The organism is Enterococcus massiliensis, from assembly GCF_001050095.1.
Classification (GTDB): domain Bacteria; phylum Bacillota; class Bacilli; order Lactobacillales; family Enterococcaceae; genus Enterococcus_C; species Enterococcus_C songbeiensis.
Genome location: NZ_CVRN01000007.1, coordinates 1 through 26,457 on the forward strand (window position 1 = coordinate 1; position 26,457 = coordinate 26,457).

At 43.1% G+C, this 26,457-nt stretch carries 27 protein-coding genes, 1 rRNA gene and 1 other RNA gene; 9 read left to right on the forward strand and 20 right to left on the reverse strand.

Annotated elements, in window-relative coordinates; all coding sequences use genetic code 11:
- Nucleotides 1-29: 29 nt before the first annotated feature.
- The 3 genes from BN1875_RS07240 to BN1875_RS07250 all read right to left on the reverse strand — a co-directional run bounded on the left by BN1875_RS07240 (nt 30) and on the right by BN1875_RS07250 (nt 3,095).
- Nucleotides 30-1,589 (reverse strand): 16S ribosomal RNA (locus BN1875_RS07240).
- A 692-nt stretch (nt 1,590-2,281) separates the two neighbouring features.
- The gene (locus tag BN1875_RS07245) at nt 2,282-2,644 is read right to left on the reverse strand and encodes a hypothetical protein (RefSeq protein ID WP_048604193.1); all 363 of its coding nucleotides are present in this window, start codon (nt 2,642-2,644) and stop codon (nt 2,282-2,284) included.
- A gap of 70 nt (nt 2,645-2,714) precedes the next feature.
- Nucleotides 2,715-3,095: a CvfD/Ygs/GSP13 family RNA-binding post-transcriptional regulator gene (locus BN1875_RS07250; RefSeq protein ID WP_048604194.1), complete on the reverse strand. Its 381-nt coding sequence runs from the start codon at nt 3,093-3,095 to the stop codon at nt 2,715-2,717.
- 87 nt (nt 3,096-3,182) lie between these two features.
- On the opposite strand from BN1875_RS07250, the gene BN1875_RS07255 reads away from it, so the two are divergent.
- Nucleotides 3,183-4,352: a MalY/PatB family protein gene (locus BN1875_RS07255; protein ID WP_048604195.1), complete on the forward strand. Its 1,170-nt coding sequence runs from the start codon at nt 3,183-3,185 to the stop codon at nt 4,350-4,352.
- 53 nt (nt 4,353-4,405) lie between these two features.
- On the opposite strand, the gene BN1875_RS07260 is transcribed toward BN1875_RS07255, so the two are convergent.
- Nucleotides 4,406-4,993: a peptidylprolyl isomerase gene (locus tag BN1875_RS07260; RefSeq protein WP_048604196.1), complete on the reverse strand. Its 588-nt coding sequence runs from the start codon at nt 4,991-4,993 to the stop codon at nt 4,406-4,408.
- A 175-nt stretch (nt 4,994-5,168) separates the two neighbouring features.
- Between BN1875_RS07260 and BN1875_RS07265 the strand changes: the two genes are divergently transcribed.
- The 3 genes from BN1875_RS07265 to BN1875_RS07275 all read left to right on the forward strand — a co-directional run bounded on the left by BN1875_RS07265 (nt 5,169) and on the right by BN1875_RS07275 (nt 7,412).
- A complete protein-coding gene (locus tag BN1875_RS07265) occupies nt 5,169-6,149 on the forward strand; it encodes an NAD(P)/FAD-dependent oxidoreductase (protein WP_048604197.1) in 981 nt (326 codons plus the stop codon).
- 2 nt (nt 6,150-6,151) lie between these two features.
- A complete protein-coding gene (yqeK, locus tag BN1875_RS07270; RefSeq protein WP_048604198.1) occupies nt 6,152-6,763 on the forward strand; it encodes a bis(5'-nucleosyl)-tetraphosphatase (symmetrical) YqeK in 612 nt (203 codons plus the stop codon).
- A 139-nt stretch (nt 6,764-6,902) separates the two neighbouring features.
- Nucleotides 6,903-7,412, forward strand: a complete 510-nt coding sequence (locus tag BN1875_RS07275) for a phosphatidylglycerophosphatase A family protein (RefSeq protein ID WP_048604199.1) — start codon at nt 6,903-6,905, stop codon at nt 7,410-7,412.
- 45 nt (nt 7,413-7,457) lie between these two features.
- Here the strand turns inward: BN1875_RS07275 and BN1875_RS07280 are convergent, their stop codons facing one another.
- The 9 genes from BN1875_RS07280 to BN1875_RS07315 all read right to left on the reverse strand — a co-directional run bounded on the left by BN1875_RS07280 (nt 7,458) and on the right by BN1875_RS07315 (nt 14,554).
- Nucleotides 7,458-8,084 (reverse strand): TIGR01906 family membrane protein, encoded by a 627-nt coding sequence (locus tag BN1875_RS07280; protein WP_048604200.1) that lies wholly within the window; start codon nt 8,082-8,084, stop codon nt 7,458-7,460.
- Nucleotides 8,077-8,850 (reverse strand): TIGR01457 family HAD-type hydrolase, encoded by a 774-nt coding sequence (locus BN1875_RS07285; RefSeq protein ID WP_048604201.1) that lies wholly within the window; start codon nt 8,848-8,850, stop codon nt 8,077-8,079. The genes BN1875_RS07280 and BN1875_RS07285 overlap by 8 nt, the downstream gene beginning before the upstream one ends.
- A 3-nt stretch (nt 8,851-8,853) precedes the next feature.
- The gene (locus BN1875_RS07290; RefSeq protein WP_048604202.1) at nt 8,854-9,474 is read right to left on the reverse strand and encodes a YutD family protein; all 621 of its coding nucleotides are present in this window, start codon (nt 9,472-9,474) and stop codon (nt 8,854-8,856) included.
- Nucleotides 9,475-9,508: 34 nt separating this feature from the next.
- Nucleotides 9,509-10,891 carry a bifunctional metallophosphatase/5'-nucleotidase gene (locus BN1875_RS07295; RefSeq protein WP_048604203.1) on the reverse strand — a complete coding sequence of 461 codons (1,383 nt, stop codon included), beginning with the start codon at nt 10,889-10,891 and terminating at the stop codon, nt 9,509-9,511.
- Nucleotides 10,892-11,187: 296 nt separating this feature from the next.
- Nucleotides 11,188-11,274: signal recognition particle sRNA small type (ffs, locus tag BN1875_RS13385), an RNA gene on the reverse strand.
- Between the two features lie 39 nt (nt 11,275-11,313).
- Nucleotides 11,314-11,829 carry a tRNA adenosine(34) deaminase TadA gene (tadA, locus tag BN1875_RS07300; RefSeq protein WP_048604204.1) on the reverse strand — a complete coding sequence of 172 codons (516 nt, stop codon included), beginning with the start codon at nt 11,827-11,829 and terminating at the stop codon, nt 11,314-11,316.
- A 156-nt stretch (nt 11,830-11,985) separates the two neighbouring features.
- On the reverse strand, nt 11,986-12,321 hold the full coding sequence (locus BN1875_RS07305; RefSeq protein WP_048604205.1) for a hypothetical protein: 336 nt from the start codon (nt 12,319-12,321) through the stop codon (nt 11,986-11,988).
- Between the two features lie 65 nt (nt 12,322-12,386).
- Nucleotides 12,387-13,733, reverse strand: a complete 1,347-nt coding sequence (locus BN1875_RS07310) for an RsmF rRNA methyltransferase first C-terminal domain-containing protein (protein WP_048604206.1) — start codon at nt 13,731-13,733, stop codon at nt 12,387-12,389.
- A gap of 110 nt (nt 13,734-13,843) precedes the next feature.
- Complete coding sequence (locus tag BN1875_RS07315; RefSeq protein WP_048604207.1) at nt 13,844-14,554, reverse strand: zinc metallopeptidase; 711 nt, start codon at nt 14,552-14,554, stop codon at nt 13,844-13,846.
- 229 nt (nt 14,555-14,783) lie between these two features.
- Here BN1875_RS07315 and BN1875_RS07320 point away from each other — a divergent pair, with 229 nt between their 5' ends.
- Together BN1875_RS07320 and BN1875_RS07325 are read left to right on the forward strand one after the other, a co-directional pair.
- Nucleotides 14,784-15,215 (forward strand): hypothetical protein, encoded by a 432-nt coding sequence (locus tag BN1875_RS07320; RefSeq protein ID WP_048604208.1) that lies wholly within the window; start codon nt 14,784-14,786, stop codon nt 15,213-15,215.
- Nucleotides 15,212-16,645: a flotillin family protein gene (locus tag BN1875_RS07325; protein ID WP_048604209.1), complete on the forward strand. Its 1,434-nt coding sequence runs from the start codon at nt 15,212-15,214 to the stop codon at nt 16,643-16,645. Before BN1875_RS07320 ends, BN1875_RS07325 begins: the two co-directional genes overlap by 4 nt.
- A 49-nt stretch (nt 16,646-16,694) precedes the next feature.
- Here the strand turns inward: BN1875_RS07325 and BN1875_RS07330 are convergent, their stop codons facing one another.
- From BN1875_RS07330 to BN1875_RS07355, 6 genes are all read right to left on the reverse strand, one after another.
- A complete protein-coding gene (locus BN1875_RS07330) occupies nt 16,695-17,354 on the reverse strand; it encodes a Crp/Fnr family transcriptional regulator (RefSeq protein WP_048604210.1) in 660 nt (219 codons plus the stop codon).
- 78 nt (nt 17,355-17,432) lie between these two features.
- Nucleotides 17,433-17,663 (reverse strand): heavy-metal-associated domain-containing protein, encoded by a 231-nt coding sequence (locus tag BN1875_RS07335; protein WP_048604211.1) that lies wholly within the window; start codon nt 17,661-17,663, stop codon nt 17,433-17,435.
- Nucleotides 17,664-17,742: 79 nt separating this feature from the next.
- Nucleotides 17,743-18,411 carry an HAD family hydrolase gene (locus BN1875_RS07340; RefSeq protein ID WP_048604212.1) on the reverse strand — a complete coding sequence of 223 codons (669 nt, stop codon included), beginning with the start codon at nt 18,409-18,411 and terminating at the stop codon, nt 17,743-17,745.
- Between the two features lie 51 nt (nt 18,412-18,462).
- Nucleotides 18,463-19,302, reverse strand: a complete 840-nt coding sequence (dapF, locus tag BN1875_RS07345; protein ID WP_048604213.1) for a diaminopimelate epimerase — start codon at nt 19,300-19,302, stop codon at nt 18,463-18,465.
- Complete coding sequence (lysA, locus tag BN1875_RS07350; protein WP_048604214.1) at nt 19,286-20,605, reverse strand: diaminopimelate decarboxylase; 1,320 nt, start codon at nt 20,603-20,605, stop codon at nt 19,286-19,288. Before lysA ends, dapF begins: the two co-directional genes overlap by 17 nt.
- 22 nt (nt 20,606-20,627) lie before the next feature.
- A complete protein-coding gene (locus BN1875_RS07355) occupies nt 20,628-21,782 on the reverse strand; it encodes a M20 metallopeptidase family protein (RefSeq protein WP_048604215.1) in 1,155 nt (384 codons plus the stop codon).
- Nucleotides 21,783-21,966: 184 nt separating this feature from the next.
- Between BN1875_RS07355 and dapA the strand changes: the two genes are divergently transcribed.
- The 3 genes from dapA to dapD all read left to right on the forward strand — a co-directional run bounded on the left by dapA (nt 21,967) and on the right by dapD (nt 24,399).
- Nucleotides 21,967-22,848: a 4-hydroxy-tetrahydrodipicolinate synthase gene (gene dapA, locus BN1875_RS07360; protein ID WP_048604216.1), complete on the forward strand. Its 882-nt coding sequence runs from the start codon at nt 21,967-21,969 to the stop codon at nt 22,846-22,848.
- 66 nt (nt 22,849-22,914) lie between these two features.
- Nucleotides 22,915-23,682: a 4-hydroxy-tetrahydrodipicolinate reductase gene (gene dapB, locus BN1875_RS07365; protein WP_048604217.1), complete on the forward strand. Its 768-nt coding sequence runs from the start codon at nt 22,915-22,917 to the stop codon at nt 23,680-23,682.
- Between the two features lie 3 nt (nt 23,683-23,685).
- Complete coding sequence (gene dapD, locus BN1875_RS07370; protein ID WP_048604218.1) at nt 23,686-24,399, forward strand: 2,3,4,5-tetrahydropyridine-2,6-dicarboxylate N-acetyltransferase; 714 nt, start codon at nt 23,686-23,688, stop codon at nt 24,397-24,399.
- A 69-nt stretch (nt 24,400-24,468) separates the two neighbouring features.
- On the opposite strand, the gene nagE is transcribed toward dapD, so the two are convergent.
- Entirely contained in the window at nt 24,469-26,451 is a 1,983-nt protein-coding gene (nagE, locus tag BN1875_RS07375) for an N-acetylglucosamine-specific PTS transporter subunit IIBC (RefSeq protein WP_048604219.1), read from the reverse strand.
- Nucleotides 26,452-26,457: the final 6 nt, after the last annotated feature.

Below are 26,457 nucleotides of genomic sequence, written 5' to 3' on the forward strand. Positions count from 1 at the left end.
TGTGTAAGTCTTCCGAATATTTTCCTTAGAAAGGAGGTGATCCAGCCGCACCTTCCGATACGGCTACCTTGTTACGACTTCACCCCAATCATCTATCCCACCTTAGGCGGCTGGCTCCAAAAAGGTTACCTCACCGACTTCGGGTGTTACAAACTCTCGTGGTGTGACGGGCGGTGTGTACAAGGCCCGGGAACGTATTCACCGCGGCGTGCTGATCCGCGATTACTAGCGATTCCGGCTTCATGTAGGCGAGTTGCAGCCTACAATCCGAACTGAGAGAAGCTTTAAGAGATTAGCTTAGCCTCGCGACTTCGCAACTCGTTGTACTTCCCATTGTAGCACGTGTGTAGCCCAGGTCATAAGGGGCATGATGATTTGACGTCATCCCCACCTTCCTCCGGTTTGTCACCGGCAGTCTCGCTAGAGTGCCCAACTAAATGATGGCAACTAACAATAAGGGTTGCGCTCGTTGCGGGACTTAACCCAACATCTCACGACACGAGCTGACGACAACCATGCACCACCTGTCACTTTGTCCCCGAAGGGAAAGCTCTATCTCTAGAGTGGTCAAAGGATGTCAAGACCTGGTAAGGTTCTTCGCGTTGCTTCGAATTAAACCACATGCTCCACCGCTTGTGCGGGCCCCCGTCAATTCCTTTGAGTTTCAACCTTGCGGTCGTACTCCCCAGGCGGAGTGCTTAATGCGTTAGCTGCAGCACTGAAGGGCGGAAACCCTCCAACACTTAGCACTCATCGTTTACGGCGTGGACTACCAGGGTATCTAATCCTGTTTGCTCCCCACGCTTTCGAGCCTCAGCGTCAGTTACAGACCAGAGAGCCGCCTTCGCCACTGGTGTTCCTCCATATATCTACGCATTTCACCGCTACACATGGAATTCCACTCTCCTCTTCTGCACTCAAGTCTCCCAGTTTCCAATGACCCTCCCCGGTTAAGCCGGGGGCTTTCACATCAGACTTAAGAAACCGCCTGCGCTCGCTTTACGCCCAATAAATCCGGACAACGCTTGCCACCTACGTATTACCGCGGCTGCTGGCACGTAGTTAGCCGTGGCTTTCTGGTTAGATACCGTCAAGGGATGAACATTCTCTTCTCATCCTTGTTCTTCTCTAACAACAGAGTTTTACGATCCGAAAACCTTCTTCACTCACGCGGCGTTGCTCGGTCAGACTTTCGTCCATTGCCGAAGATTCCCTACTGCTGCCTCCCGTAGGAGTCTGGGCCGTGTCTCAGTCCCAGTGTGGCCGATCACCCTCTCAGGTCGGCTATGCATCGTGGCCTTGGTGAGCCGTTACCTCACCAACTAGCTAATGCACCGCGGGTCCATCCATCAGTGACGCAAAAGCGCCTTTCAACGAAAGACCATGTGATCCTTCGTATTATGCAGTATTAGCACCTGTTTCCAAGTGTTATCCTCCGCTGATGGGCAGGTTACCCACGTGTTACTCACCCGTTCGCCACTCTTTTTCTTTCGGTGAGATAAATCTCGGTGAAAGAAAAAGCGTTCGACTTGCATGTATTAGGCACGCCGCCAGCGTTCGTCCTGAGCCAGGATCAAACTCTCATAATAAAGTTTAAACACGATCTTGCGATCGTTAAGCTCATTTGTTTTGCTAGCTTATTGCTTGCATGTTTCTGTTGCTTCTACTAAAAGAAGCACCTTACACATTTTGGTTCGTTTGCTTGCTTTGTTCAGTTTTCAAAGGTCTACTGCGTTGTTTCAGCAACTTTTAAATCATATCAGATTGACAAGTGATTGTCAACTAAAAGTTTGAAGTTTTTTTCGTTTGAACAAAGTGTTTAAAACGAATTTTCTTCGGCTGCTTAACAGCGACTTGATTAGTTTATCAAACGAGCTGTTATTTGTCAACAACTTTTTAAAAGAAAATTTCACGCTGTATCACGGTTTATTTTCTTTCGTCATTTGACGACTTTGTTATAGTAACATCTGTTTCTTGTTTCGTCAACTCTCTTTTTTAACTTTTTTCTGAAAAAGTTTTTTTGAAGAGCTGTTTTGTTACCGTTGATTAATTTACCACTTCTTAAACTTTTGGTCAACTAAAAAAAGACTTTTTTTAGCCTTGCCAAAAAAAGATATTCTGCCAATATGAACCTAATCATTCGCTTTTCTGCTAACTAATCTATATTTTATAGTACTTTTTTTCAAAAATCGAATAAAAAGCAAACAATATAACAATTCGCGGGACTATATCCGGGTGAAAAAAATGTAAAAAAAAAGCCGAATTCGGCTTTTTTTGCTTATCAGAAGAACGGAACGCCTTCAATCGCATAGTCCTCAATGATTTTTTGGAAACGTTCTGGGTCTTCCCAATGGTAATCGTCTGGTAGTAGCCCCACCAGCTTTGCTTCTTCCGCTTCAAAAACAAAAAGTGGAATATTTTCTTCATCAATATGTCCATTTGTCAGTTCAACAAGATTCAAGTTGTTTACATCCAAGTGTGCCGTGTCTTTTAATAGTTGTAAAATATTGGCTAAACCTGTGCGGTCGTTTGAAAATTTTGTATATGCTAACTCGATGGTATCTCCAACTGAATGCATCAAAAATTTCTTTGAGCCGTTTTGCAAGTGTAACATCACAGTACCAGCGACCTTCTTGTCTTCCAAAATATCCACCTCAATTGTTTTATCTGTTAACACGAATAGATTTTAGCATATTTTCAGAAAACATACAAAATCATTTTCTCGTCCCCTCTTGGTGAAGACGCATCAACGCTTCACTGATCCACTGAGGTAGGGCTTTTTCGATGCTGTCAAAGCCGATTTTTTTATTCTTATTTGTAAAATATCTTTTTCGTCGGGTCCGATTCGGCACGAAAGTTGGTTCTAAGGTTCGGCGAGACAAGCTGATTTTTTGAGAATATTCGTCAATGTCGATGATTTGCACCCGTACCCCCTCACCGACTTTGATTACATCATGGATATTTTTCGTGTACCCTGATTGAATCTCTGACACATGGATCAAGCCTTGTGTTTGGTCATCTAATGAAATGAATGCCCCATAAGGTTGGATACCGGTCACTTTTCCTTCTATAATTTGTCCAATTTTATATGTCATATGGTTCCCTCTCTTTGCATAATTCATTATACTGTAAGTAAAGAAAAAATTGAAGTTCTCATTGGACTTCGATGGGAGGCAGAAAAAATGACGGAATTTGATCAAATTAATGATCGCCGGAATACCAACTGTGTCAAATGGGATAGCATCACCCAGACGTATAAAAAAGAAAAGCTTTTGCCTTTTTGGGTCGCCGATATGGACTTCATGGCGCCCAGCCCGGTGACTCAAGCTCTGGAGACATTTGTAAAAAAAGGAATCTATGGCTACAGCATTCCACCGGAAAATCTTTACCAATCTATTATTGACTGGCAAAAAAGACGACATGGGTATGGGATAGCGAAAGAAGAAATTTTGTTTTCTCCTGGGGTGGTTCCCAGCATTGCCGTTGCTATTCAAGCATTTACCGAACCGGGAGATGCCGTTTTGATTCATGATCCGGTGTACCCGCCTTTTGCCAAAATGGTCACCGCAAATCAGCGGAAACTGGTTCGTAACACTCTAATAGAAAGAAACGGTCATTTTGAAATGGACCTTGCGGCGATGGAGACCCAAATCGTGGATAATCAGATAAAACTATTTATTTTGTGCAATCCCCATAATCCTGGCGGTCGGGTTTGGCATAAAGAAGAGTTGCAAGCAGTCGGGCGTCTGTGCCAAAAGCATCAGGTTTTAGTAATCAGTGATGAAATTCATGAAGATTTGATTTTTCAGCCTCATCATCATGTTTCTTTCCATACAGTTCAACCGGATTTTGCCGACTTTTCAATTGTTTTAACAGCTGCTACAAAAACCTTTAACTTGGCCGGAATCAAAAATTCGATGGTCTTTATCAAAAATCCTGAACTGAAAAAACGTTTTACAACTCAGCAGGAGAAAACAGAACAAAGTCAAATCAACACATTTGGTCTGATTGGAACAGAAGCGGCCTATCGTGAGGGAGAAGTTTGGTTGACGGACTTGTTGACCTACCTTCAAGAAAATCTATCCTTCGCCTGCGACTATTTTCGTGATCAGATGCCCAAATTGAAAGTTCTACAACCTGAAGGTACTTATCTCTTATGGCTGGATTTTTCTGCTTTTCAGCTTTCTGACAAACAACTTCAGGAAAAATTAATTAATGAAGCCGGTGTGGTGTTAAATCCAGGAATCACTTTTGGACCGGGTGGCACTCAGCATATGCGCTTTAATATCGCCTGCCCTCGTAAAATTTTGGCGCAAGGACTTCAGCAAATTGCGGAAGCTTTTTCTGAATAAAATAAAAACCGGACTCAGGGCTGTGACAGCTCTAATGAGTCCGGTTTTTGCGTTTATTCTGTAATTTCGATTGATTCGATTACAATATCATGTACAGGACGATCTTGAGGTCCTCTTTGAGCATTGGCGATTTCATCTACAACATCCATTCCGGAGATTACGTGTCCGAAAACTGTATGACGGAAGTCTAACCAAGGGGTTCCCCCTGCTTTATATGCTTCGATGATTTCAGAAGGGTAGCCTGCCCCTTCCAATTGGCCTAACATATTGCCGGGAACGTTTTGATTGTTCACGATGAAAAATTGACTGCCGTTTGTATTAGGTCCGGAATTTGCCATCGACAAGGCTCCGCGAATATTGAACAGTTCTTTTGAAAATTCATCTTCAAAATCGCCGCCGTAAATACTTTCACCGCCCATGCCAGTACCGGTTGGGTCGCCGCCTTGAATCATAAAATCAGGGATAACACGGTGAAAAATAATTCCGTCGTAGTAGCCTTTTTTAGCTAATTCAACAAAGTTTTTCACGGTTTTAGGTGCTAATTCAGGGAAAAGTTGAACGGTGATATCCCCGCGGTTCGTTTTAATCGTTGCTTGATGTCCAGTTGCATGTTCTGCTGATAATTGTGGAAATTGAGACAAAAAAATCTCCTCCTCATAGTTGATGTAGCCTAATGATAGCAGAAAAACGATTTTTTGCCACGTTTCTTTCTCGCTTTTTTGTTATAATGCAACTAGAATGAAGGGTTTTTAATTCACTCGTGTTTTTTCTAAGAGGTTTTGAGAAATCTTCTAAAAAAGAACAAAGGAGCTTTTAATGGATATCTACGATGTAACGATTATTGGTGCAGGTCCCAGCGGTATGTTTGCGGCATTTTATGCTGGTATGCGTAACGCAAAAACCAAATTGATTGATAGTCTGCCTCAACTTGGCGGACAATTGGCTACCCTGTATCCTGAAAAATATATTTATGACATTCCCGGTTCTCCAAAAATCAAAGCCGGCGAATTAGTTAAAAACTTGGAAAAACAATTAACGTTGTTTAACCACACCTATCGTTTGGAAGAAGAAGTGCTGGGTATTCAGAGGATAGATGATGTGATTGAAATCACGACAACCAAAGAAGTCCATTACTCGAAATCCGTGATTCTGGCTTTAGGGAATGGCTCTTTTCAGCCACGTAAATTGAATGTCGCCGGCAGTGAAGCTTTTGAAGCTACAGGTATTGACTATTATGTCACGGATTTAATGAAATATGCCGGCAAAAAAGTTGCCATCGCCGGTGGTGGCGACTCGGCAATGGATTGGGCATTGATGTTGGAGCCGATTGCGACAGAAGTCTCCTTGATCCACCGACGGGCCGAATTTCGCGGACACGAACACAGTGTGAACAAATTAAAAGAATCCTCTGTCAACATTCTAACCCCTTACGTTATCAGTGAGTTACAAGGTGACGAACGCCTATCTGAAATAGTCCTGCAAAATGTCAAAGGAGAAGAAAGTGTCCATTTAGCCGTGGATTATTTAATCGTAAATTACGGCTTTACCTCTTCGCTAAATTTAAAAAACTGGGGCTTAGACAGTACCAGACAAGGAATTTTCGTGGAAAGTACGATGCAGACTTCAATACCCGGTGTTTATGCCTGCGGAGATGTTGCGTTGTATGACGGGAAAGTCAAATTGATTGCGACTGGTTTTGGTGAAGCCCCGACGGCTGTCAATAATGCACTGCACTACATCGATCCTAAGACCCGCACCCAGCCAGGACATAGCAGTAGTTTGTTTGGAGAGGAATAACAATGAAAACTTTAGCAGATTACAAACAATCCTTTGAATCAGCAACGCTTTCTTCCCAGATTGAAGAATTTCTTTTTAAAAATCAAATACCGACAGAGATGATCCTTCCTCATTTGCTGGCGGTCGCATCGGAGGCCCGCCATCTTGCCAGCCACTTTGGTGTTTCGCAAGAAGTAGCCTATACAGCTGGCTTGCTGCATGATATCAGTATTGTAATTCCTGACGATCAACGGTTATTCTTTCATGAGGAATTGGGGAAGGAAATCCTCCCAGAAGAAAAACAACTGCCAATGCTTTTACATCAGCAGCAATCGGCTATTTTGGCAGAGAGTTGTTTTTTAATCGAGGATGAAGAAATTCTTTCTGCTATTGCTTGTCATACTACATTAAAATCTCATGCAACACCGCTAGATCAAGTTGTTTTCCTGGCAGATAAAATTCGTTGGGATCGCCAAGAAACTCCGCCTTTTTTATCTGAATTGCAGCTTGCTTTAAAAGAATCGATGTCCCTCGGCTGTCTTTGCTATCTCGATTGGCTGTTCGGAGAAGATTTACAGGTTCCTCATCCTTTCGCTGTTGCGGCACGGGAAGAACTGAAAAAAAAGCTTGACTAATTTGACGATTCTTTCATTTGATTCAACAATGGGAATGCGCTACGATTGATGAGAAGGTATCAACTCCTGCTTTAGACTATTAAAAAGAAAAAACAAGGACAAAAAGTTGCTACTACTAGATGAATGAGGAGGACGTTTCATGGTTATTGAAAAAAATACCTTAGAAGAAAAGGCGCGGAACTTATTGGCATCTCGAGGGGTGACTCTCAAAGATATCGGTGAGCTGGTTTTATTTTTGCAAAAGGATTATATTGAGGGAATCACGTTGGAGCAATGTATCGAAAGTGTAGACAGCGTTTTGACAAAACGAGAAGTTCATAACACCATCATCACCGGTATTCAGTTGGATCTGCTGGCGGAAGAAGGCAAGCTTTGTGATCCATTGCAGGAAATCGTTGCGGAAGATGAAGGGCTTTATGGCATCGATGAAATTTTGGCGCTGTCGATCGTCAATGTTTACGGATCAATCGGCTTTACCAATTACGGCTATATCGATAAAATCAAACCGGGAATTTTGAAGGAACTCAACGCCCATGACGGCAAACATGTTCACACTTTTCTTGATGATATCGTGGGAGCAATCGCCGCTTCAGCTGCTAGTCGCCTTGCCCATCAACACCCGACAAAATCCAGCTCTATCACCCAATAAAACAAAAATGGCTAGCGATTCCTTAAACGGATCGCTAACCATTTTTTATTTTTTTAATTGCCGCTTGCCGCTTAAAACGACGAGAAAGAAAAAGAGTTCAATCAGCAAGAAGGCTAAAATAAAGCAGTACATGAAATAATCTTCCGGCAAAACATTGATGATCGGGTCTGTCACCGGATCAAACAACCAATCGTCATTTGCAAAAAACAATTCATGAAATTTCACAAAAAAAGTATCAAAACCGATTGCCATCAAGCTGCCTAAAACAACCGGTACCGCCATGCCCCATTGAAAAGGACGGATCAGACGCCACAACCGTTTTTCTTTCCACATACGCCGGAAAAATAGACCGCTGGGAATCACCGTCACTAGAAAAATCCCATAATCCAGCAGAAACAATTTTTTCACATCATAGAAATGACCGCGCCCCGCTTCGGACATTGGAAAATCCGGTAAGGAAAGGGTTGCGTTGAAGGGATTATTCAAAAAGTTCATCAGCAAATCATAGTTTTTTAGAAGTTCGGTTTTTGATAGCTCGGTGTAGGAGAGAATATCTAAGTGGTCAATCGCCCAAACATACAAGGGGCGGCTGTTGATTGCCAAGATTCCTGCTAAACTGATCAATGTCAAAAAAACCAATACGATCCCCAGTCGTTCCTGCCATTTATTCATCTGCAATAATCCATTCATCCAAAGAATCTAAAACAAAGGTCGGTTGTACAGGTAAAGTTGGTACCGCAGCTTTTGGCGTAAAGCCGGAAAGCACCAACAAAGTATCTACGCCATTATTCAATCCCGAACGAATGTCGGTTTCATAATTGTCCCCTACCATAATGACATCTTCCTTGGCCAATCCGATTTTTTCCACCGCTTTTTCCATAATGATAGCTTCTGGCTTACCAATGTAAATTGGTTGAGTCTGCGTAGCAGTTTCCACCATGCTGATTAGAGAACCGGCACCTGGAAGCAGTCCCCGTTCGGTAGGAATATTTTTGTCTGAATTTGTGCCAATAAACGTAGCACCCTTTTGGATGGCTAAGGTCGCCAGTACAAATTTTTCATAGGTGACTTGGTTATCCAAGCCCACCACCACATAATCCGGGTTGGTTTCTTCCCACTCAAATCCGGCGGCTAGAATCAAATCAATCAAACCAGCTTCACCAATCACAAAAACTTTTTTACCTTTGTTATCGTCCTTCATGAAATCAATCGTTGCAAGACTGGCAGTGTAGATTGTTTCTGCTCCTACATGGATATCAAACTCATTCTTTAAACGATCCGCCACGGTTTGTGGACTGCGGGTCGTATTGTTCGTCACAAATAAAAAAGGAATGTTTTGCTGCTGCAGTTTTTCAACAAAGCGTTTGCCAGCTGGGATCGGTTGGGTTCCCAGATAAATCGTTCCATCTAAATCAATCAAATATCCTTTATATGTCATCAATTAATCTTCCCGTTGACGAATCACGAAGCCCTCTTTTTTTCCAGCTTTGGGGCGGTTGTCATTCGTTTTCTTCGTTTTTTCTTTATCTTTTCGATTTTTGATTACTGGTTTTACTTTACGCTGTGGGATCGCTTCACGTTTTTCAGAGAGATGGGCTTGCTGGTTTTCTCCAGTTGCTGGACTCTTCTTTCGTCGTTGTCGAGGATGTCCTTTTTCTTTCTTGCCCCCTACCCGTTGGATCACAAAGTAAGCACAGCCAAAATTGCAATATTCATAAAGATAATCTTCCAGTGTATCGATTCGTTGATCGGGAAAAGCTTTACGATTGTCGGTGTCAAAGAACCCTTTGAGCCGTAATTGTTCATAGCCCCAATCCCCAACGATATAATCATAACGTGCTAAAACCTCGCTGTAGCGTTCTCCCAATTTTTCAAGGTCAAACCCTTCACGATGATTTCTAACTAATTTGTATTGACGGCTGCCGATCATAAAATCTGTATCGCTGATTGTTGTCACGATTTCCCCTTTTTGGGGTTTCACAGGTTCTTCAATAATTTCTTCGATCACGCTGGTCAGCTCGTCTGTCACGGTTGCCTTTTCAGGCTGTTTTTCTTTTGACATTTTTTCACCACCTATTTGTCATTATACCTTGTTTTTATAGGATTGGATAGTGAGCATGCAAGTAGTTGCCCAATACACTGCGAATAAATTCAGGAAACAAAAATTCGTGGGTTCCGGCGATTTCGATGGTAGGGAAAAACGGCACGAACATCAAGTGATCCACCGTGGTCAGTCGATAGTCTTTGTCCGGATCTATCGGACGATCCTGCCAATATACTTGGTGATTCGTGGCATCATAAAAAATGCCGTCATAAACGATTTGTCCAAAAATTTTGCCGCGAAAACCCATGCCCAGAATCGGGAAATTCCGCAAAAAATTACGGTTTTTTTCAATTTCTGCTACCAAGCGGATAACATCTCTTCCCTTCAAAGTAACCCGAATCAAATGCATCGGATGGGGTAAAGTAGTATGCAGCTGGTCTTGATCGACGATTCCTTTTGGTAAGGGCGCCAAAAACAAACCGGTATTCAACAGTGCTGCCTCGGTTTTTCCTCGTTCTTTAACTGCCGCTAGTGTTTCTTTGATTAGCGCATGTTCTGCTTCAGGGTCTAGAGACAATTCAACTGGCAGATCCGCCATGACTTTATTTTTCAGCAAACGGTGTCCTTCCTCCATATAATAGTCAATTTCCGCTTGATCTTCAGGAAAAACCGGTAAATCTGACGTTTCAATCGTCCGTGCTTCTTGATGAAGAATTTGTTTTTGATCATCAAGCATGACCGTCACCTCACCAATGTATCGCCCAAATTTGCCGGCGGCAGCCAATTGAACACCGTTGACAACTTTGCCCTCTTTGAACAAATGATGCGTGTGGGAACCGAGAATCAGATCAATCATCGGTAATTCGTTGGCAATCAGTTGATCGTCTTCAATTCCCAAATGACTCATCAGTATCAGTAAATCCACCTGTGGTCGCAAAGTACGTGCCAAATTTGCCAAAATTTCCATCGGTTGGCGGATATCCCATCCGTTTGGCGCATAGGTTAAAGGAAAAGGTGCAGTCAAAGCAATCAAACCGACTTTACTTCCTTGTGAGGTAGTAATGATTTTATAAGGCTTTGCCCATGACGGCAATTGAAGTGTCGTTTTATCATACAAATTGGCAAGAAGAACATCAAAATTCGCCTGATCATAAAGATGATCCAACTCTTCTTTCGAATTTCCAACTCCCTCATTGTTGCCAATCGTTGCTGCATCATAATGAATTTGATTCATCAGTTGGACATTTGCCTGTCCGTTCGTTGCCTCACTCAATGGATGCCAACGATCTGTAAAATCCCCAAGATCAACGGCCAATGGAGTCGCTCCTACCTGACTCACTTCCCGTTTTCGTTGATCGATATAACGCCGAATTTTCGGCCAATTTTCTAAATGAGAGTGGAGATCATTGGTATGTAAAACCACGATTTTTTCCATCAGCTCGCCTCGTTTCTTTTCTTCTCAATTTTATGGACTGATTATTTTTTCTATTATAGTCGCAGGTGTCTTTTTTTGCCAGTAATCCAACTAACTCAGCCATACCTAATTTTGATAAAAGAAACCTCTCGCGCCTTAAAGGAATAAAGAGCTAGCCGATGATTGCATTTCTCTTTAGTTCCCTTTTTTTAATCAAAAATAGAACGTGTTAAAAGACCGATGATAGCCCCTTTTAACACGTTCTGTTTTGGTCATTCATGAGACAAAAAAAAGAGCCTTGCGCTCTTTGGGTTTCTTATTTAATAAGACACATGGCTGAACTCGCTTAGTGCTGCTTCCTTCCAGATCTGACACGCTTCACAAGCCAACCATTGTCCTAGCCTTTCGGCAAAAATAAGTATATCGTATATTTCTAGTTTTGGCTAGTCTTTCTCCAAAGAATTTTGTCGGCGTTGTTTTTTCTTTGCCCGCAGTTCTCTGAAAAAAGTTGTCAGTAGCTGTCCGCACGCCTCTTCCAAAATGCCGCCTTCAACATAGCTCCAATGATTGAAGCGCTGATCTTCCAACAAATTCATGAAAGTTCCGGCTGTTCCTCCTTTGGGATCGTACGCACCAAAATAGACTTCTTCTACTCGGGAAAGCTGCATCGCTCCACTGCACATGGTACAAGGTTCAAGGGTGACAAACAGTTGCGCACCTTCTAAACGCCAACTTGCCAACTCCCGACAGGCCTCTCGAATGGCAAACATTTCGGCGTGTGCCGTGGCATCTTGGGTTTCTTCCCGCAGATTATGTCCACGTCCAATGATTTTGCCGTCCAATACGACGATAGCACCAATGGGAACTTCCTTTTTCCCGCCTGCTTTATGGGCTTCCTTAATAGCTTCTTCCATAAAAAATTCTTTTTCAGCCTGACTCAATGTGCTGACTTTTTCCACAAGGTTCCTCCGATCCATGACCCTTTCATTTTATCAATCTGATAATTACTTTAGCATAATTTTCGGTGAACAGCCAAGAAATACTGGACAAAAAAAGCTTGATCCGCTTCCGTAACATCATCGGAAAAGAATCAAGCGTTTTGAAAAAAGTATTGGTTAGAACACGGAATCAATGAAGCTCATCAATTTATTGCGCAACAGTTCCGTCGTATCTTTGACATTTTCACCATAGACAGAGATTTGTTTACGGCTGTCTTTGATTTTGTGCATGATATTCATCAATGAATCCAAATCCTCATCGGTCAAATTATCCACAACATCCAGCAATCGTTCATTGCCATGAAATTTGTCATCAACAAATTTCCTTACCTTGCGGCGATCTGTGGAACGCTTCAATTTGTTCACCAATTTGTCCGAAACGACAGCAACCGTTGTGATTCCCGCTACTGCAGCAATACTTAATCCAATCGTTACTTTTGTTGAAGTTTTCATTCATATCAGCTCCTTATCCTTACTTCTATGATAGCATATTGGAAAAAATATGAATAATGATAGCTCTAGGATGCGTGGAATCTTAATCCTTTTGGAAAGAAATTTTTAATAACTCCCTGCACCTGTTTACCAAAACCAACCGGGATTTTTTCGACACACAGTAGGACCCATCCGGCATTGCCGGCTTTAGGAATCGTTTCACCTGCCACATAGTGTTCCCATTCTTCCTTCGTTAAGGAAAGATGAGGATAGTTTGTCGGCTCCTGAATAGCCATCGCAAAGGAATAACTTGGCTCAATGCGGTTTTTCTTGAGAGTGCCTAAATGAACGCCCGCCCGCAAAAAACGCACCCCATTCAAATCAGGCGCCATTTCCGGTAGTAGCCACAATTGGTCACCTAAAACAGTCAGCTTTCCTTGCACAGGTGCTGGTAATTGATGACTGACCTTCTCCCACAATTGTTGCGCAGGACGATCAAGACTCGTTTGGCGTTTGTTCCGTTTTTTGGGGGCTTCATTTTTTCCATGAAAAACTAATTTCGCAACAAAATGACCTTCTCCCTGATTTTTGTGGGGCCACAACCGAACCGTGTTTTCTAAGCCAGCTACACTGCCCCACTCTGGACGCCCGTGGGAAACACCTAATTGATGAATGGGTTGGATTGTCAGAGGATAATTTTCTACCAGCCAGCTGATGATTTCTTCATTTTCTTCCGGTGCAAAGGTGCAGGTAGAATAAATTAATGTCCCCTCTGTTTGCAGCATTTGGATCGCCGAAGCCAAAATTTCTTTTTGCCGTTTGGCACATTCCTCGGGCGTTTCAGCAGTCCACTCATTGATTGCCTGCTGATCTTTCCGAAACATCCCCTCACCAGAACAAGGAGCATCCACCACAATGCGATCAAAAAAGCCACGAAAATGAGAAACCAATTCATGAGGGGCATGATTGGTAACGATCGTATGGGCAGCTCCCCAACGCTCCACATTTTCCGCTAAAATTTTTGCTCGTTTGGGGAAAATTTCATTTGCGACTAATAACCCTTTATTTTTCATTTGTCCCGCTAATTGGGTCGTTTTTCCACCGGGAGCGGCACAAAGGTCCAATACTTTTTCTCCTGGCTGAGCTGCCGCAACCGTAGCTACGATCATGGCGCTTGGTTCCTGACTGTACACATAGCCTGCTTGGTGCAGCAGTGATTTTCCGCTGACTTCCCCAAGATAGCCTTCAGGTGCATAAGGCGCCGGTTTCTTTTCAGAAACGTAGCCCTTCAGCATCTCCTTTGCCGCAGGTTTCAATAGATTTATACGAAAAGCTTTTTGAGGGGTTTCCTCTTCAATCGCAGTAAAAAAAGCGGCAGCTTCTTCCCCCAATAAGCGCAAATATTTTTCTTTAAAAGCAACAGGTACCTTCATCGTTTCACTTCCAACTATATTTTTGCAAAAAATATAATAAACATATTTGGAAATTTCTGCAACAAAAAAATCCTCCCTATTAAAAAGAGAGGAAAAATTTTATTCTTTGCTTAATCTCGCCGATTGTTTCCGCCAAACAGCAGGACCAACCGTAACAATTGCAAGAAAGTACTAATGGCTGCTGCCACATAGGTCAATGCCGCCGCTATCAACACTTTGCGCGCCATCGGAACTTCTTCTGCTGTCAACAGTCCACCATCCCCTAAGATCTTTAATGCCCGTCTTGAGGCATCAAATTCTACCGGCAAAGTGACTAACTGAAAAAGCAACGCCAATGAAAATGCAATCAGACCTAAGTTGATTAAAAATTGTCCCCGCAGCAAAACGCCGATGAGGATAATTGGTAATGCCAACGAAGAGCCCAAATTCGCCACCGGAACGATGGCTGCCCGTAGCCGTAACGGAAAATATCCCTTCGCATCCTGAACAGCGTGCCCACATTCATGGGCTGCTACACCGATTGCCGCAACCGAAGTCGATTGTGCCGTTGCCTGTGATAGACTTAATAGTTTCGTTTTCGAATTATAGTTATCCGTTAAATCGCCGGAAATACCTTGGACCCCAACATCTGTGATCCCCTGACTTTGCAAGATGAATTGTGCGGCTTGCGTACCAGTTACATTGTTTCTGCTACGTACCTCATCAAATTTTCGGAAGGTGTGATTGACATATGCCGAAGCCGCCATTGAGATCACCAATCCAATAATGACTAAAATAAATGTCGGGTCAAAAAAACTCAGTCCCATTCCATAACCGTACATGGTTCCATCCTCCTATTTCTTTTGTCTTTATTTTACCATTAAACCTTTGAATATTTTGTGAAAAGAGCCGGAAAAATTTTTAATTAATACTTTTCGTCTTTTTTTACTGAATACACAAAAAAATGCGTTTTCGAATAATTACAATTCTGTTACACACTTTCCTTGAATACGCTACCTACTTCGCTTATGATAAACCTAACAACTTTTCAAAGAAGGTGAGGAAAATGGGATGAATCCGTTACGTCAGCTGATCGAGTCGCTCAACCAGCTACCCCCCTTCGTCACTGGTGTAGCATGGTTTCTTTTGATCCTACTGGTATTGGCTGTACTATTTGCCGTTTTCAGTCTGCTTTTGACCCCTTTCATGATGCTGTACAATCGGCTGACAGATCGCAACAAAAGCAATGTTTTAATCGAAGACGACTATGTATTAGGAGAATTGACAGAAAAAATCCACGGTGACGCTCTTGGGGAAGTCATGGAAACCGGCAGCGGCTCTGCTCGTTCAATCCATCCTGCCCGTTTATTTCGGGAAAAGGACATCCAAGAAAATCTCCTATTACCAGTTGGAACAAAGGTACTCATCATCGACTTTGATCGAGAAGGAATCGCTTTAGTTGTGAAAAATGAAAACTTTATAGAACAGGGAGTGGAAAAATGACAGATTTACTTGCAAATCCAATTTTTTGGATCGTAATCGCCGTACTTGCTTTGATCGCTTTTCTAATGATTCGCTACCGCATCGGAAAACCCGATGAAGCCTTAATCGTTACCGGATCATTTTTAGGTAAAGAAGGCATCAAGATTTTGAAAAACAGCGGGACTTTCGTTATCCCCATCGTTCAAAAGGCCCATAAATTGAGCTTGCTGACCCATAAATTAGAAATTGGCACCCCGGAAGTTTATACAGAACAAGGTGTTCCAATCAAAGCCAGCGCCACCGTTTTGGTAAAAGTCGGCAATAGCAACGAATCCATCAAAACTGCCGCTGAGCAATACCTTGGTAAATCAACGGAAGAATTAGAAGATGAAGCAAAAGAAGTTTTGGAAGGTCACTTGCGGGCAATTTTGGGAACGATGACGGTTGAAGCAATTTACAAAAATCGCGACGACTTTGCTGAACAAGTTCAAAATGTCGCTTCCACCGATTTGAAGAAAATGGGATTGGAAATTGTTTCCTTCACTATCAAAGACGTTAGCGACACCAATGGCTATCTGGACGCTTTAGGACGTCCGCAAATTGCTGAAGTGAAGAAAAATGCCGAAGTTGCTGAATCAAATGCGTTACGGGAAACCCGAATCAAACAGGCAGAAAACGAACAGTTGGCAAAACACGAAGAAATTCGTCGCCAAACCGAAATCGCCGAAGCCAACAAAGACATGGCGTTAAAACAAGCCCAATACAAGCAGGAACAAGAAGTTGCTGACGCGCAAGCTGAACAGATTGCCGTTGGTGAAAAAATGAAGATCAACTTGATCGAACAAGATAAAAATATTGAAATCCAAGAAAAACAAGCCGAATTAACTGAGAAACAACTAACCGCAACCTTGCGGAAACAAGCCGAAGCCGACAAGTACGTGGTGGAACAAAATGCCTTAGCTGAAAAAGCAAAAGAAATCGCACAAGCAGAAGCTGATGCAGAGAAAATCAAATTGGCTGCTAATGCCGAAGCAGAACGAATCGCCAAACTTGGTGCAGCCGACGCTGAACGGATTGCAAAAGTCGGGCAAGCCGAAGCCGACAGCAAAGAAAAAATGGCTATCGCCTTGACCAAACTGAACGAAGCCGGTATTTTGATGGAATTCATCAAAGTCTTGCCTGCAATCGCCAAAGAAGTCAATGCACCATTAAGCAACATCGACAAGGTGGTCAGCTTTGGCAGTGGTGACGGATTACCTGAAATGGGAGAAGCCGGTTTAGCGCGTACTTTTGATACCATCAAAGAAACCACCGGACTCGACCTCGTGTCACTAATCAACGACACAATGGCAAACCGGGCTGGAAACCAAGAACTGGTTGCCGCAGTAAAAGAAGCAACCCCAGCCGCTCCTGCACAACCGAAGCATGCAGAAGTTTCTGAAAAAGAATAGCCTACAAAATGCTAAAAGACCAAAAAGCGAATCCGCTTTTTGGTCTTTTTTACATATCCTCCAACCCGTCCAAATCCAGCAGTGTGATGTGGCTGCCTTTGCGTTGAATCAGTTGGTGGTCTTCTAACAATTTTAACTTGCGGGAAAGGGTTTCCGGCGTCGTTCCCAGAAAAGCGGCTAATTCCTTCATTTTCATCGGAATAGTGACATTCGCTTCGCCACTGACTTTATACAAATCTAAGAGATAGGTCGCTAAACGTTCTTCGACTTTTTCCATCATCAGAAATTGTGTTTGCTGCTCAACCTTAGTCATTTTTTCCGCATTGATTTCTAGCAATCGTAAGCTGAGTTGGGGATAACGCAACAATAATTGTTGGAAATCCTGATGCTTCAAAACACAGACCTCCGTTTGTTGTAGAGCTTCACCAAAGAGTGTATCATTTTGCGCACCAAACAGTTGGCTTTCTCCTTCGTAGCCGCCGGGTTCTACTACCCGTAACAGTTGTTCTCGTCCGGCAGGTGAAAGCTGATAGACCTTCATATTCCCACGAGCAACAATCACAAGCTGCGGATCGCCCTCAGGAGTAACAATTTGTTCCCCTTTTTCAAAAACTTGATGAGTGACCAACTGATTGATTTTTCTTTGTTCCTCAAGATCCAAATGATTGAATAATGGAACCAGCGTCACACAAATATGCTCATGAGTCATTTCGCTTATCGTCTCTTTTCCTTACTTTTTTCCTACCTTTATCTAACCGCAAGTATACCCTTTCGTCAACTGGAACGCTTAGACGAGTTCTTTAACCTTCGTTCCTTTCACTTCATAACCAAGGTCTTCAATAACTTTGACTACGGTGTCGGCACTGATTTGGCTGCTGTCGATTTCGGCTTTTACTTTACCGGCATTGAACAAAACCTTGACCTTTTCAACACCTGCTTGGTGTCCGACTGCACTTTCGATTTTTTGCATACATGATGGGCAAGTCAATGCGTCTAATTGAATAATTACTTTTTCCATGAGAAATTCCCTCTTTCTTTTCTATGGCTCTAGTATAGGACCAAAGCCACGGAAAAAAATTGATAGCTGTCAAGAAAAATCAATTTTTTGCTTGATATTCAGAAAATTTCTCTGTCAAAGTTGTCGCCGTCAAAAAATCATAGCTGTCCACTACCCAATCTGAAGCTAAAGTCAGTTTTGGGTAGTCTGGATTGGCAAAACCAACACACATCATGTTGGCATTTTTGACCGCTTGGCTGCCGTTGGGAGAATCTTCCAATGCAACACAGGCTGCGGGATCTACACCCAATCGTTTCGCTGCCAAAAGATAAACATCCGGTGCAGGTTTGGAATGAGTCACCTCTTCGCCGCTGGTAATGACCTTGAAATGATCATAGATTCCAATGGTTCGCAAAGAACGTTCGATTTCAGTTAATGGAGAAGAAGAAGCCACTGCCAAAACCTGTTGTTCTTCGGCCAAGCGTTGCACCAGTTCTATGGCTCCTTTGATTGGGCGAATCCCATCACGATCAATGATTTCTTGTCGTCGTTGGATCATTTCTGCCACATATGCTTCTGCCGGCTTTGGTAAATCGAGTTCTTGTTTCATTGTCTCCCAAGTATACAGATACGATGTTCCCATAAATTTGCCATGGTAACTGCTGGGCACCGATTTTCCGGCTGCCGCCAATACACCATCCTTCGCCTCGAAATAACTGTACTCTGAATCGATCAGTACACCATCCATATCAAAAATAATTGCTTCCATAAATTTTTTGCTCCTCAGCTGTTTTTACTTCCGGTGAAGTAGAAAATCTACCTATTGCTGCGGTAAATCTTCATCCGTAATCAAGCCTTCAATGATAATATTGGTATCTCCCATCAAATAAAGTTCACGATCCTTTACCTCTACTTCCAGTGTACCACCTAAAACTTGGATCACAACCGGATTTTGCGGTGTCAATTTTTTTTCAGTCAGAGCGTAGGCCACTGAGCCGGAACCTGTACCGCAAGCTAAGGTAAAATCCTCCACGCCACGTTCAAAAGTACGCACCAAGACATCGCCATTTTCCATGAAATCATAAAAATTCACATTGGCACCTTTTGGTAACTTTTCCCAAAAACGCAATTTTTTTGCTAGATCTTGCAAGTCAGCCAAGTTTTTTTCTGCAAGTGCTGGATAATGGATCACTAAATGAGGAATCGCCGGGTCCCCTAACTCAACATAATCCACTTGAGTCACGGTTTTATCCAAATCGTCTGAGAAATCCCAATCAAAATGAGTATGGGTAGGTTCGTTAAGTTGAACTTTGTAACGACGGGCATCCAAACGCCAAGCTTTTACATCTCCTGCCACCGTTTCGATCGTCATTGTATCCGTTGCTAGTCCCTTTTCATAGGCATATCGGGCGATACAGCGTGCCCCATTGCCGCACATTTCGGCTTCCGTGCCGTCTGCATTATAAAACCGCATCCGAAAATCACCCTCGGCTTGCGGGGTATCTAGAGCCATCAACGCATCACTGCCAACGGAACGTTTTCGCTGGCAGATTTGTTTTGCTAAGGTTGACAGCTCTTCGCCGGATAAACCCAGTTCTTGGTTATTGATGACAATAAAATCATTGCCTGCACCTTGCATTTTATTAAAGGGAATTTTCATCTACTCTACCTCCAAATGCTTGATAAGGCTGCTCGTTTTCCAGTAATTGCTGGTAGCTTTGTCCTTTAACAATCAGTTGCGACTCCCCGTCTTTTACCAAAACTACCGGTGGAATCGGCAATTTATTGTAATTGCTGGCCATAGAATACCCATAGGCTCCTGTAGTAAAGGTTGCAAAAAGATCACCAGCAGAAACATCAGGAATTTCCAGATCCTTGATTAATATATCGGTACTTTCACAGGCTTTTCCAGAAATCGTCACAGTTTGAGTTGCTGGTTCATCCGCTTTATTTGCCACTACTCCTGTATAAGTTGCTTGGTACAATCCTGGACGAATATTATCGGTCATACCGCCATCAATGCTGACATATTTGCGAATGCCTGGTAACTCTTTGATACTGCCGATTTTGTGCAACGTAATCCCTGCTTCAGCAACGATACTGCGCCCGGGTTCGATAACGATTTCTGGGCGAGGAAGATTCTGGGTTTCACAAAATTCCTCCGTCAAATCCATTAACGGTGTCAAGAAATAGCTGTAGGGCATCCGCACATCCTGCTCCGTGTAACGCACCCCAAAACCGCCGCCGTAATTCAATTCCTTGATGACATAATCAAATCGTTCATGCACCTCAAGCATCAATTGCAACGAAACCTTTGCTGCTGCCAAATGTGCCCGGTTATCCGACAACTGGCTACCCACATGAAAATGAAACCCGTAAAATTCGATTTCCGGTGCTTCGATTGCTTCTTGAATTTGGGGAAATAAAATGCCTTCATCCAAAGGAATTCCGAATTTTGAATCTTTTTGCCCCGTCGAAATAAATGCATGGGTATCCACCTTGACTTCCGGTGTGATACGAAAGAGAATTTTCGCTTTTTTTTCTTTAGTACGACAGATTTCCCGCAGCAAAGCAACTTCCTGCAAACTATCAACAATGATTCGTCCAACGCCATAGTCCACAGCCATCTCTAATTCTTCCACCGACTTGTTGTTTCCGTTAAATTCAATTCTTTCAGCAGGAAAATCTGCTTGAATCGCTGTAACTAATTCGCCGCCGCTCACGACGTCTAACGACAACCCTTCCCGCTGGATAATCTTCACCATCGCTAAAGTAGAAAAAGCTTTACTGGCATAGGCTGCCCGTGTCTTTGGGTAACGATCCAAAAATTCTTCATGTAGGGCACGACATTGCGCCACGATTTCCGTCTCAGAAAAGACATAAAGCGGCGTTCCGTATTTCTCTGCTAAGGCGACCGTGTCGCAGCCATCCCAATATAAATGATTCTTTTTCGTTGCTTTCATTTTTTCGCTCCTTCGTTGCTTCCTAGTTGTTTAACGCCTCGATTAACTGGAGGTAACATTGAATGCCCCCCAACAGATTTTTTTCATCAAACTGCATTTTGCCGCTGTGGAGTGGATACGTGTAACCTTTTTCTTCATTACGAGTACCGACAAAGAAAAACAACCCCGGAATTTCCTGCTGATACATCGAAAAATCCTCCGCCAACAGATAAGGCGGTGATTCCACATAACTATCCCCAGCGATTTTCTCTAGATTTTCAACCATTTGCGGATTATTGTCAACTACTCGGTACATATGATTGAAAAAAACTTCCCCGCGACAGCCGTAGCCTTGTGCAATTTCTGTCGTCAAACGCGTGATTCGTTCCACCATCGTATCGTAAACGGTGTCGCTAAATGCCCGCATTGTTCCGTGGATCACGACTTTTCCGGCAATAATATTCATGGCTTCTCCTCCTTGAATATCCCCAAATGTCAGCACAGCAGAATCCAGCGGGCTGAGGTTGCGGGAAATAATCGAATGCACGCCTTGGATCACGGCAGCGGCAGCTAAAATCGCATCTGCTCCTTGTTGCGGCTGAGCCCCGTGTGCACTTTGCCCCGTAATCGTTAAGGTCACTTCTCCATTGCGGGCCATCATGCCGCCTTTTCGACAAGCAATCCTTCCTTCATCAAATTCCGGAAAAAGATGCAGTCCCACAATTTCATCCACGCCATATTTCGTTAAAACACCTGCATCAATCACTAACTGTGCGCCCCCCGGACCTTCTTCTGCCGGTTGAAAGAGCAACAGGATTTTTCCTTGGATAACTTCCGGATGTTCTGCTAAATATTTGGCGAACCCTAACATGGTCGCCATGTGCCCATCGTGTCCGCAGGCATGCATCCGACCAGGAATTTTTGATGCAAAGGAAGCACCGGTTTCCTCTGTAACCGGCAACGCATCAATATCCGTCCGAAAAGCAATCGTTTTTCCGGGAAGCTCTCCTTCAAATACTACTACTAATGCCGTATCCAACACTTGGTGAATCTCTTGAATGCCAAAAGAGGCCAATTGTTTTTTTAAATAGGCGATCGTTTGAAATTCTTGCAATCCTAATTCTGGAATTTGATGCAGTTCTCGGCGAAACGCAGTCACGTCCGGTAACAATGCTTGGATTTCTGGTTGAATAATCATCTCGTTCAGTCCTTCTCTCAAAATTAAACTCGTTTGTTCAGGGATAACCATTGATATTTTTTTACATTATAGTATATAATTCCAATAATCCAATAATAATTTGAATAAAAAAAAATTTCAGATAATTTTTCCGATTGGCGTTGGATTCTTGAAAAGAAAGATAAAATGAGAGGATGTGTCGAAAGTGGCAATTTTTGAAGGCTCTGGCGTGGCGTTGGTCACACCCATGAATGAAGATGGAAAGGTGAACTTTGATAAGCTGAAAGCATTAGTGGAGTGGCATATCGAAAAGGGCTCCAACGCAATCATCGCTTGCGGTACGACAGGAGAAGCTTCGACACTGGATGACGAAGAACACATCGCTGTCATTGAAGCCGTCGTCAAACAAGCAGCGGGAAGAATTCCTGTGATTGGTGGCACCGGATCAAATAATACCCAACACGGGATTCATTTATCAAAAGAAGCGGAACGGGTGGGCGCAGATGCCCTTCTCGTCGTTACTCCTTATTATAATAAAGCAACGAAAAAAAGTCTGATTACCCATTATCAAGCAATCTGTGGTGCAGTTTCGCTGCCAGTCATCTTATATTCTGTTGCTTCTCGTACCGGCATGAACTTAACACCGGATACCGTGGCAGAATTGAAAAAAATTCCAAATGTCAAAGGAATCAAAGAAGCCAGCGGAGACATTTCACAAATCGTTGAAATTGCCCGCTTGGTAGATGAGGACTTTGCTCTTTATTCCGGCAACGACGATCAAGTCCTGCCAATCTTATCAGTGGGTGGATCGGGTGTGATTTCTACTATTGGCAACATTGCCCCACAAGAAACAGCAACATTGGTTCGTAGCTTTTTCGCTGGCGATCTCAAAACTGCCCGCAACATCCAATTGGCGCAAAAACCACTGATTAATGTGATTTTTAGTGAAGTCAATCCTGTTCCTATCAAAGCCGCAGTCTCTTTATTAGGAAAATGCGACATGACCTATCGCTTGCCGCTGGATAAACCAGAAGAAAGCACCTTAACCGCGCTACAACGTGAAATGACTGCCTACGGTCTTTTATAACCCAACCAATTTATTTTTCGTTAGAAAAACGTCCCGCAAAAAAGCGAAACAAAAAAGGAGGTTACCATGAAGAAAATTTTATTAAGCGGCAGTAATGGACGCATGGGTCAGGTGTTGCAGCAGTTGATTGCCCAACAGCCGGATTTAGAAGTCGTTGCCGGTATCGATCGTCAAGCAAATGGCACGGGGGCTTTTCCTGTTTATCAATCTCCAGCAGAAGTCAAAGAAACGATTGATCTTGTGATTGATTTTTCCCATTACAGTGTTGTTCCGGAATTACTAAACGTTTGTGTCACACGTAATTGGCCAGTAGTGGTAGCAACAACTGGTCTATCAGAAGAAACAAAAACCATGTTGGCGGTTGCTGCTCAAGTTATTCCCGTTTTTTATTCCGCCAATATGTCTTTGGGAATCAACGTCCTGATCAAAGCCCTGCAAGCCATCACCCCATCATTAGCAGCTGATTTTAATATTGAAATCATTGAAAAACATCATAACCAGAAAAAAGATGCCCCTAGTGGAACTGCCTTGCTTTTAGCAGACAGTATCAATGAAACGCTGGAGGAAAAGAAGAACTATATTTTTGGTCGTTCTGGTAATGAGAACGAAAATGCTTTAAATGAAATGGGCATTCACGCTGTCAGAGGGGGAACGATTCCCGGTGAACACACTGTTCTTTATGCCGGTTCTGATGAAATCATTACACTGACCCACACTGCTTTATCTCGGGATATTTTTGCAAACGGTGCTTTGAAAGCCGCCGCCTTTTTACTGCAACAACCAGCCGGGCTTTACAGCATGGCTGATTTACTAGAAACGAAAGAAACGAGGTAACTTATGTCTGAACTTCAATTTTCCAATCCGTATGAATTAGCAAAATACATTAAAAATGCGACCAAAGAAACTCCGGTCAAAGCCTACATTCAAGGTGATCTGTCCACCGTCACAAGTGAACATGTCAAATTGTTCGGCAGTGAAGAATTTTGGCTGGCTATTGGCGATGCAGAACCGATTCAAACATTTTTGGCAGAGCATCAAGAAAAAATCAAATTTTCTCATTTAGAAAATGATCGCCGCAATTCTGCGATTCCTTTACTGGATCTGACTAGTGTGGATGCCCGTATCGAGCCCGGTGCCTTCATTCGCGATCAAGCAGTCATTGGCAAAAATGCCGTTGTCATGATGGGTGCGGTAATCAATATTGGTGCAGTCGTTGGCGAAGAAACGATGATCGACATGGGGGCTATTTTAGGCGCTCGTGCAACTGTAGGTAAAAAAGCTCATATTGGTGCCGGTGCAGTATTAGCCGGCGTTCTTGAACCACCTTCTGCAAGTCCTGTCGTGATTGAAGACAACGTGCTTGTCGGGGCGAACGCCGTCGTTCTTGAAGGTGTTCGAGTAGGCAAAGATGCCGTTGTCGCAGCCGGTTCCGTTGTCACAGAAGATGTTCCTGCTGGTGCAGTCGTTGCCGGCTCCCCCGCTCGAATCATTAAAATGAAAGACGAAAAAACCGTCGCAAAAACCGAATTTCTGGATGATTTGCGGGGATGATTTCAAAAAAACAGCTCGTGCACTTCGGTGAATTTCCGAAATGCACGAGCTGTTTTGTCTCACTATTTTTTATTTACTCTTCACACGACCAATAACATCATTTGCCTCTACTGATTTGCCAGCTTCAACGGTTAACGTGTCCACTTTTTCAGCATTGGTAAAGACAACAATCATATCTGATTTTTTGTTAGCTGCTTGTAATGCTGCTAAATCTACCAAGGCGATTAATTGTCCACGAGCAACACGTTGTCCTTCTTCAACATAAAGAGTAAATGGTGCCCCCTTCAAGTTAACCGTGTCGATACCCATGTGTAGCAGAACTTCAATGCCGGAATCCGTTTTGATTCCCACCGCATGTTTCGTTGGGAAAATGTTCATGATTGTGCCGGCAACTGGTGCAAAAATTTCGCCACTTGTTGGCAGAACAGCAAACCCGTCTCCCATCATTTTTTGTGAAAAGACATCATCGGCAACTTCCGTGATGGCAACGACTTGTCCTTTTGCTACTGCAAAAACATCTTGGGTTTGTGGTCCTGTCACAACAGTTTCAGTTTGTGTCATGGCAACAACTGGTTTTTCAACGCTTCGTGCTGCTCCCCCATGAAGTTTACTCATTTCATCCGCAACAAATTGTACTTCCGTTCCCACGATAACTTGGATGTTTTTGTCATCGATAACTTTGACTCCCGGTACACCGGTCGCTTTGATTTTTCCTTGATCAACAGTTGATGTATCGTTGACTTGCAAGCGCAAACGAGTTGTACAGTTGTCAATCGAAGTAACATTAGCTGCGCCGCCTAATGCATTGTAGATTTGATTTGCTAAAGCAGCAAATTTATCATCTCCTGCAGCGACAAATCCATCCACGTCTGTTTCAGCTTCGCCATTACCAACTTCACGTCCTGGTGTCATCAAATTGAATTTTTTAATAACAAACATAAAAGTGAAATAGTAAACTACGGCCATGATTAAACCTAGAACCAATAACATTAATGGTTGGTTTGCAATTGGTACCCGTAAACTCAAGAAGAAGTCAATGAAACCGGCACTAAAGTTGAAGCCGGCGGTCCAATGGAAGGCTGCCGCAACAAACATCGAAATCCCTGTCAACACCGCATGAACAACATATAATGGCCATGCAACAAACATAAATGAAAATTCTAATGGTTCAGTAACACCGGTGAAGAAGGAAGCAAATGCTGCTGCCAACATCAATGAAGCTGTTACTTTTTTCTTTTCAGGACGGGCACATTGGTAAATTGCCAATGCTCCGGCTGGTAAACCAAACATCATTACTGGGAAGAAACCAGCTTGGTACATTCCGGTAACACCCTTCACACCTTCACTCGCCCAGAATTTACCGATATCATCGATTCCTGCCAAGTTGAACCAGAAAACATTATTCAAGGCATGGTGTAAGCCAGTTGGAATCAACAAACGGTTGAAGAATCCGTATAAGCCGGCACCCAAAGCACCCATACCGGAAATCATTTCACCAAAGCTTACCAAGGCTGTATAAACCGGTGGCCAAACAAAAATCAATAATGCAGAAATAATTGCCATTAATCCGGCGGTTACGATCGGTACTGCACGTTTTCCGCTGAAGAAAGACAGCGCCATTGGCAGTTTTACTCCGCTGAAACGGTTGTACATTGCAGCTGCGACCAAACCGGCTAAAATACCGATAAATACATTTTTATTGTTGATTGCGCCAAAAGCAACATTGACTTTTTCAACATCTACTTTAGTAAATAAAGCAACAGATGCACTGTTTACTAGCGTAATTGGTGTTAAGAAAGCAACTAAACCAGCTAATGCAGAAGCACCATCTTTGTCTTTTGACATACCTAAAGCTAACCCAACTGCAAATAAAATTCCTAAGTTGTCTAAAATTGTGCCCCCGGCTTTGATCAAGAAGGCCGCCAAAATATTATTACCGCCCCAACCGCTTGGGTCGATCCAATAACCAATTCCCATGAACAAAGCAGCTACTGGCAAGGTTGCTACTGGTAACATTAGGGAACGTCCCATCCGTTGCATATAAGCTTTCATCTTTTT

What these genes read in the sequence shown, in the direction of transcription:
- lysA (WP_048604214.1), bottom strand. Translation starts at nt 20,605, where the DNA reads ATGAAAGCAACGAAAAAGAATCATTTATATTGGGATGGCTGCGACACG.
- BN1875_RS07295 (WP_048604203.1), bottom strand. Translation starts at nt 10,891, where the DNA reads ATGGAAAAAATCGTGGTTTTACATACCAATGATCTCCACTCTCATTTA.
- BN1875_RS07285 (WP_048604201.1), bottom strand. Translation starts at nt 8,850, where the DNA reads ATGACATATAAAGGATATTTGATTGATTTAGATGGAACGATTTATCTG.
- dapF (WP_048604213.1), bottom strand. Translation starts at nt 19,302, where the DNA reads ATGAAAATTCCCTTTAATAAAATGCAAGGTGCAGGCAATGATTTTATT.
- BN1875_RS07355 (WP_048604215.1), bottom strand. Translation starts at nt 21,782, where the DNA reads ATGATTATTCAACCAGAAATCCAAGCATTGTTACCGGACGTGACTGCG.
- BN1875_RS07325 (WP_048604209.1), top strand. Translation starts at nt 15,212, where the DNA reads ATGACAGATTTACTTGCAAATCCAATTTTTTGGATCGTAATCGCCGTA.
- BN1875_RS07290 (WP_048604202.1), bottom strand. Translation starts at nt 9,474, where the DNA reads ATGTCAAAAGAAAAACAGCCTGAAAAGGCAACCGTGACAGACGAGCTG.
- BN1875_RS07335 (WP_048604211.1), bottom strand. Translation starts at nt 17,663, where the DNA reads ATGGAAAAAGTAATTATTCAATTAGACGCATTGACTTGCCCATCATGT.
- BN1875_RS07340 (WP_048604212.1), bottom strand. Translation starts at nt 18,411, where the DNA reads ATGGAAGCAATTATTTTTGATATGGATGGTGTACTGATCGATTCAGAG.
- nagE (WP_048604219.1), bottom strand. Translation starts at nt 26,451, where the DNA reads ATGAAAGCTTATATGCAACGGATGGGACGTTCCCTAATGTTACCAGTA.
- dapB (WP_048604217.1), top strand. Translation starts at nt 22,915, where the DNA reads ATGAAGAAAATTTTATTAAGCGGCAGTAATGGACGCATGGGTCAGGTG.
- BN1875_RS07330 (WP_048604210.1), bottom strand. Translation starts at nt 17,354, where the DNA reads ATGACTCATGAGCATATTTGTGTGACGCTGGTTCCATTATTCAATCAT.
- BN1875_RS07305 (WP_048604205.1), bottom strand. Translation starts at nt 12,321, where the DNA reads ATGAAAACTTCAACAAAAGTAACGATTGGATTAAGTATTGCTGCAGTA.
- yqeK (WP_048604198.1), top strand. Translation starts at nt 6,152, where the DNA reads ATGAAAACTTTAGCAGATTACAAACAATCCTTTGAATCAGCAACGCTT.
- BN1875_RS07255 (WP_048604195.1), top strand. Translation starts at nt 3,183, where the DNA reads ATGACGGAATTTGATCAAATTAATGATCGCCGGAATACCAACTGTGTC.
- BN1875_RS07280 (WP_048604200.1), bottom strand. Translation starts at nt 8,084, where the DNA reads ATGAATAAATGGCAGGAACGACTGGGGATCGTATTGGTTTTTTTGACA.
- BN1875_RS07265 (WP_048604197.1), top strand. Translation starts at nt 5,169, where the DNA reads ATGGATATCTACGATGTAACGATTATTGGTGCAGGTCCCAGCGGTATG.
- BN1875_RS07275 (WP_048604199.1), top strand. Translation starts at nt 6,903, where the DNA reads ATGGTTATTGAAAAAAATACCTTAGAAGAAAAGGCGCGGAACTTATTG.
- BN1875_RS07310 (WP_048604206.1), bottom strand. Translation starts at nt 13,733, where the DNA reads ATGAAGGTACCTGTTGCTTTTAAAGAAAAATATTTGCGCTTATTGGGG.
- dapD (WP_048604218.1), top strand. Translation starts at nt 23,686, where the DNA reads ATGTCTGAACTTCAATTTTCCAATCCGTATGAATTAGCAAAATACATT.
- BN1875_RS07315 (WP_048604207.1), bottom strand. Translation starts at nt 14,554, where the DNA reads ATGTACGGTTATGGAATGGGACTGAGTTTTTTTGACCCGACATTTATT.
- BN1875_RS07320 (WP_048604208.1), top strand. Translation starts at nt 14,784, where the DNA reads ATGAATCCGTTACGTCAGCTGATCGAGTCGCTCAACCAGCTACCCCCC.
- BN1875_RS07250 (WP_048604194.1), bottom strand. Translation starts at nt 3,095, where the DNA reads ATGACATATAAAATTGGACAAATTATAGAAGGAAAAGTGACCGGTATC.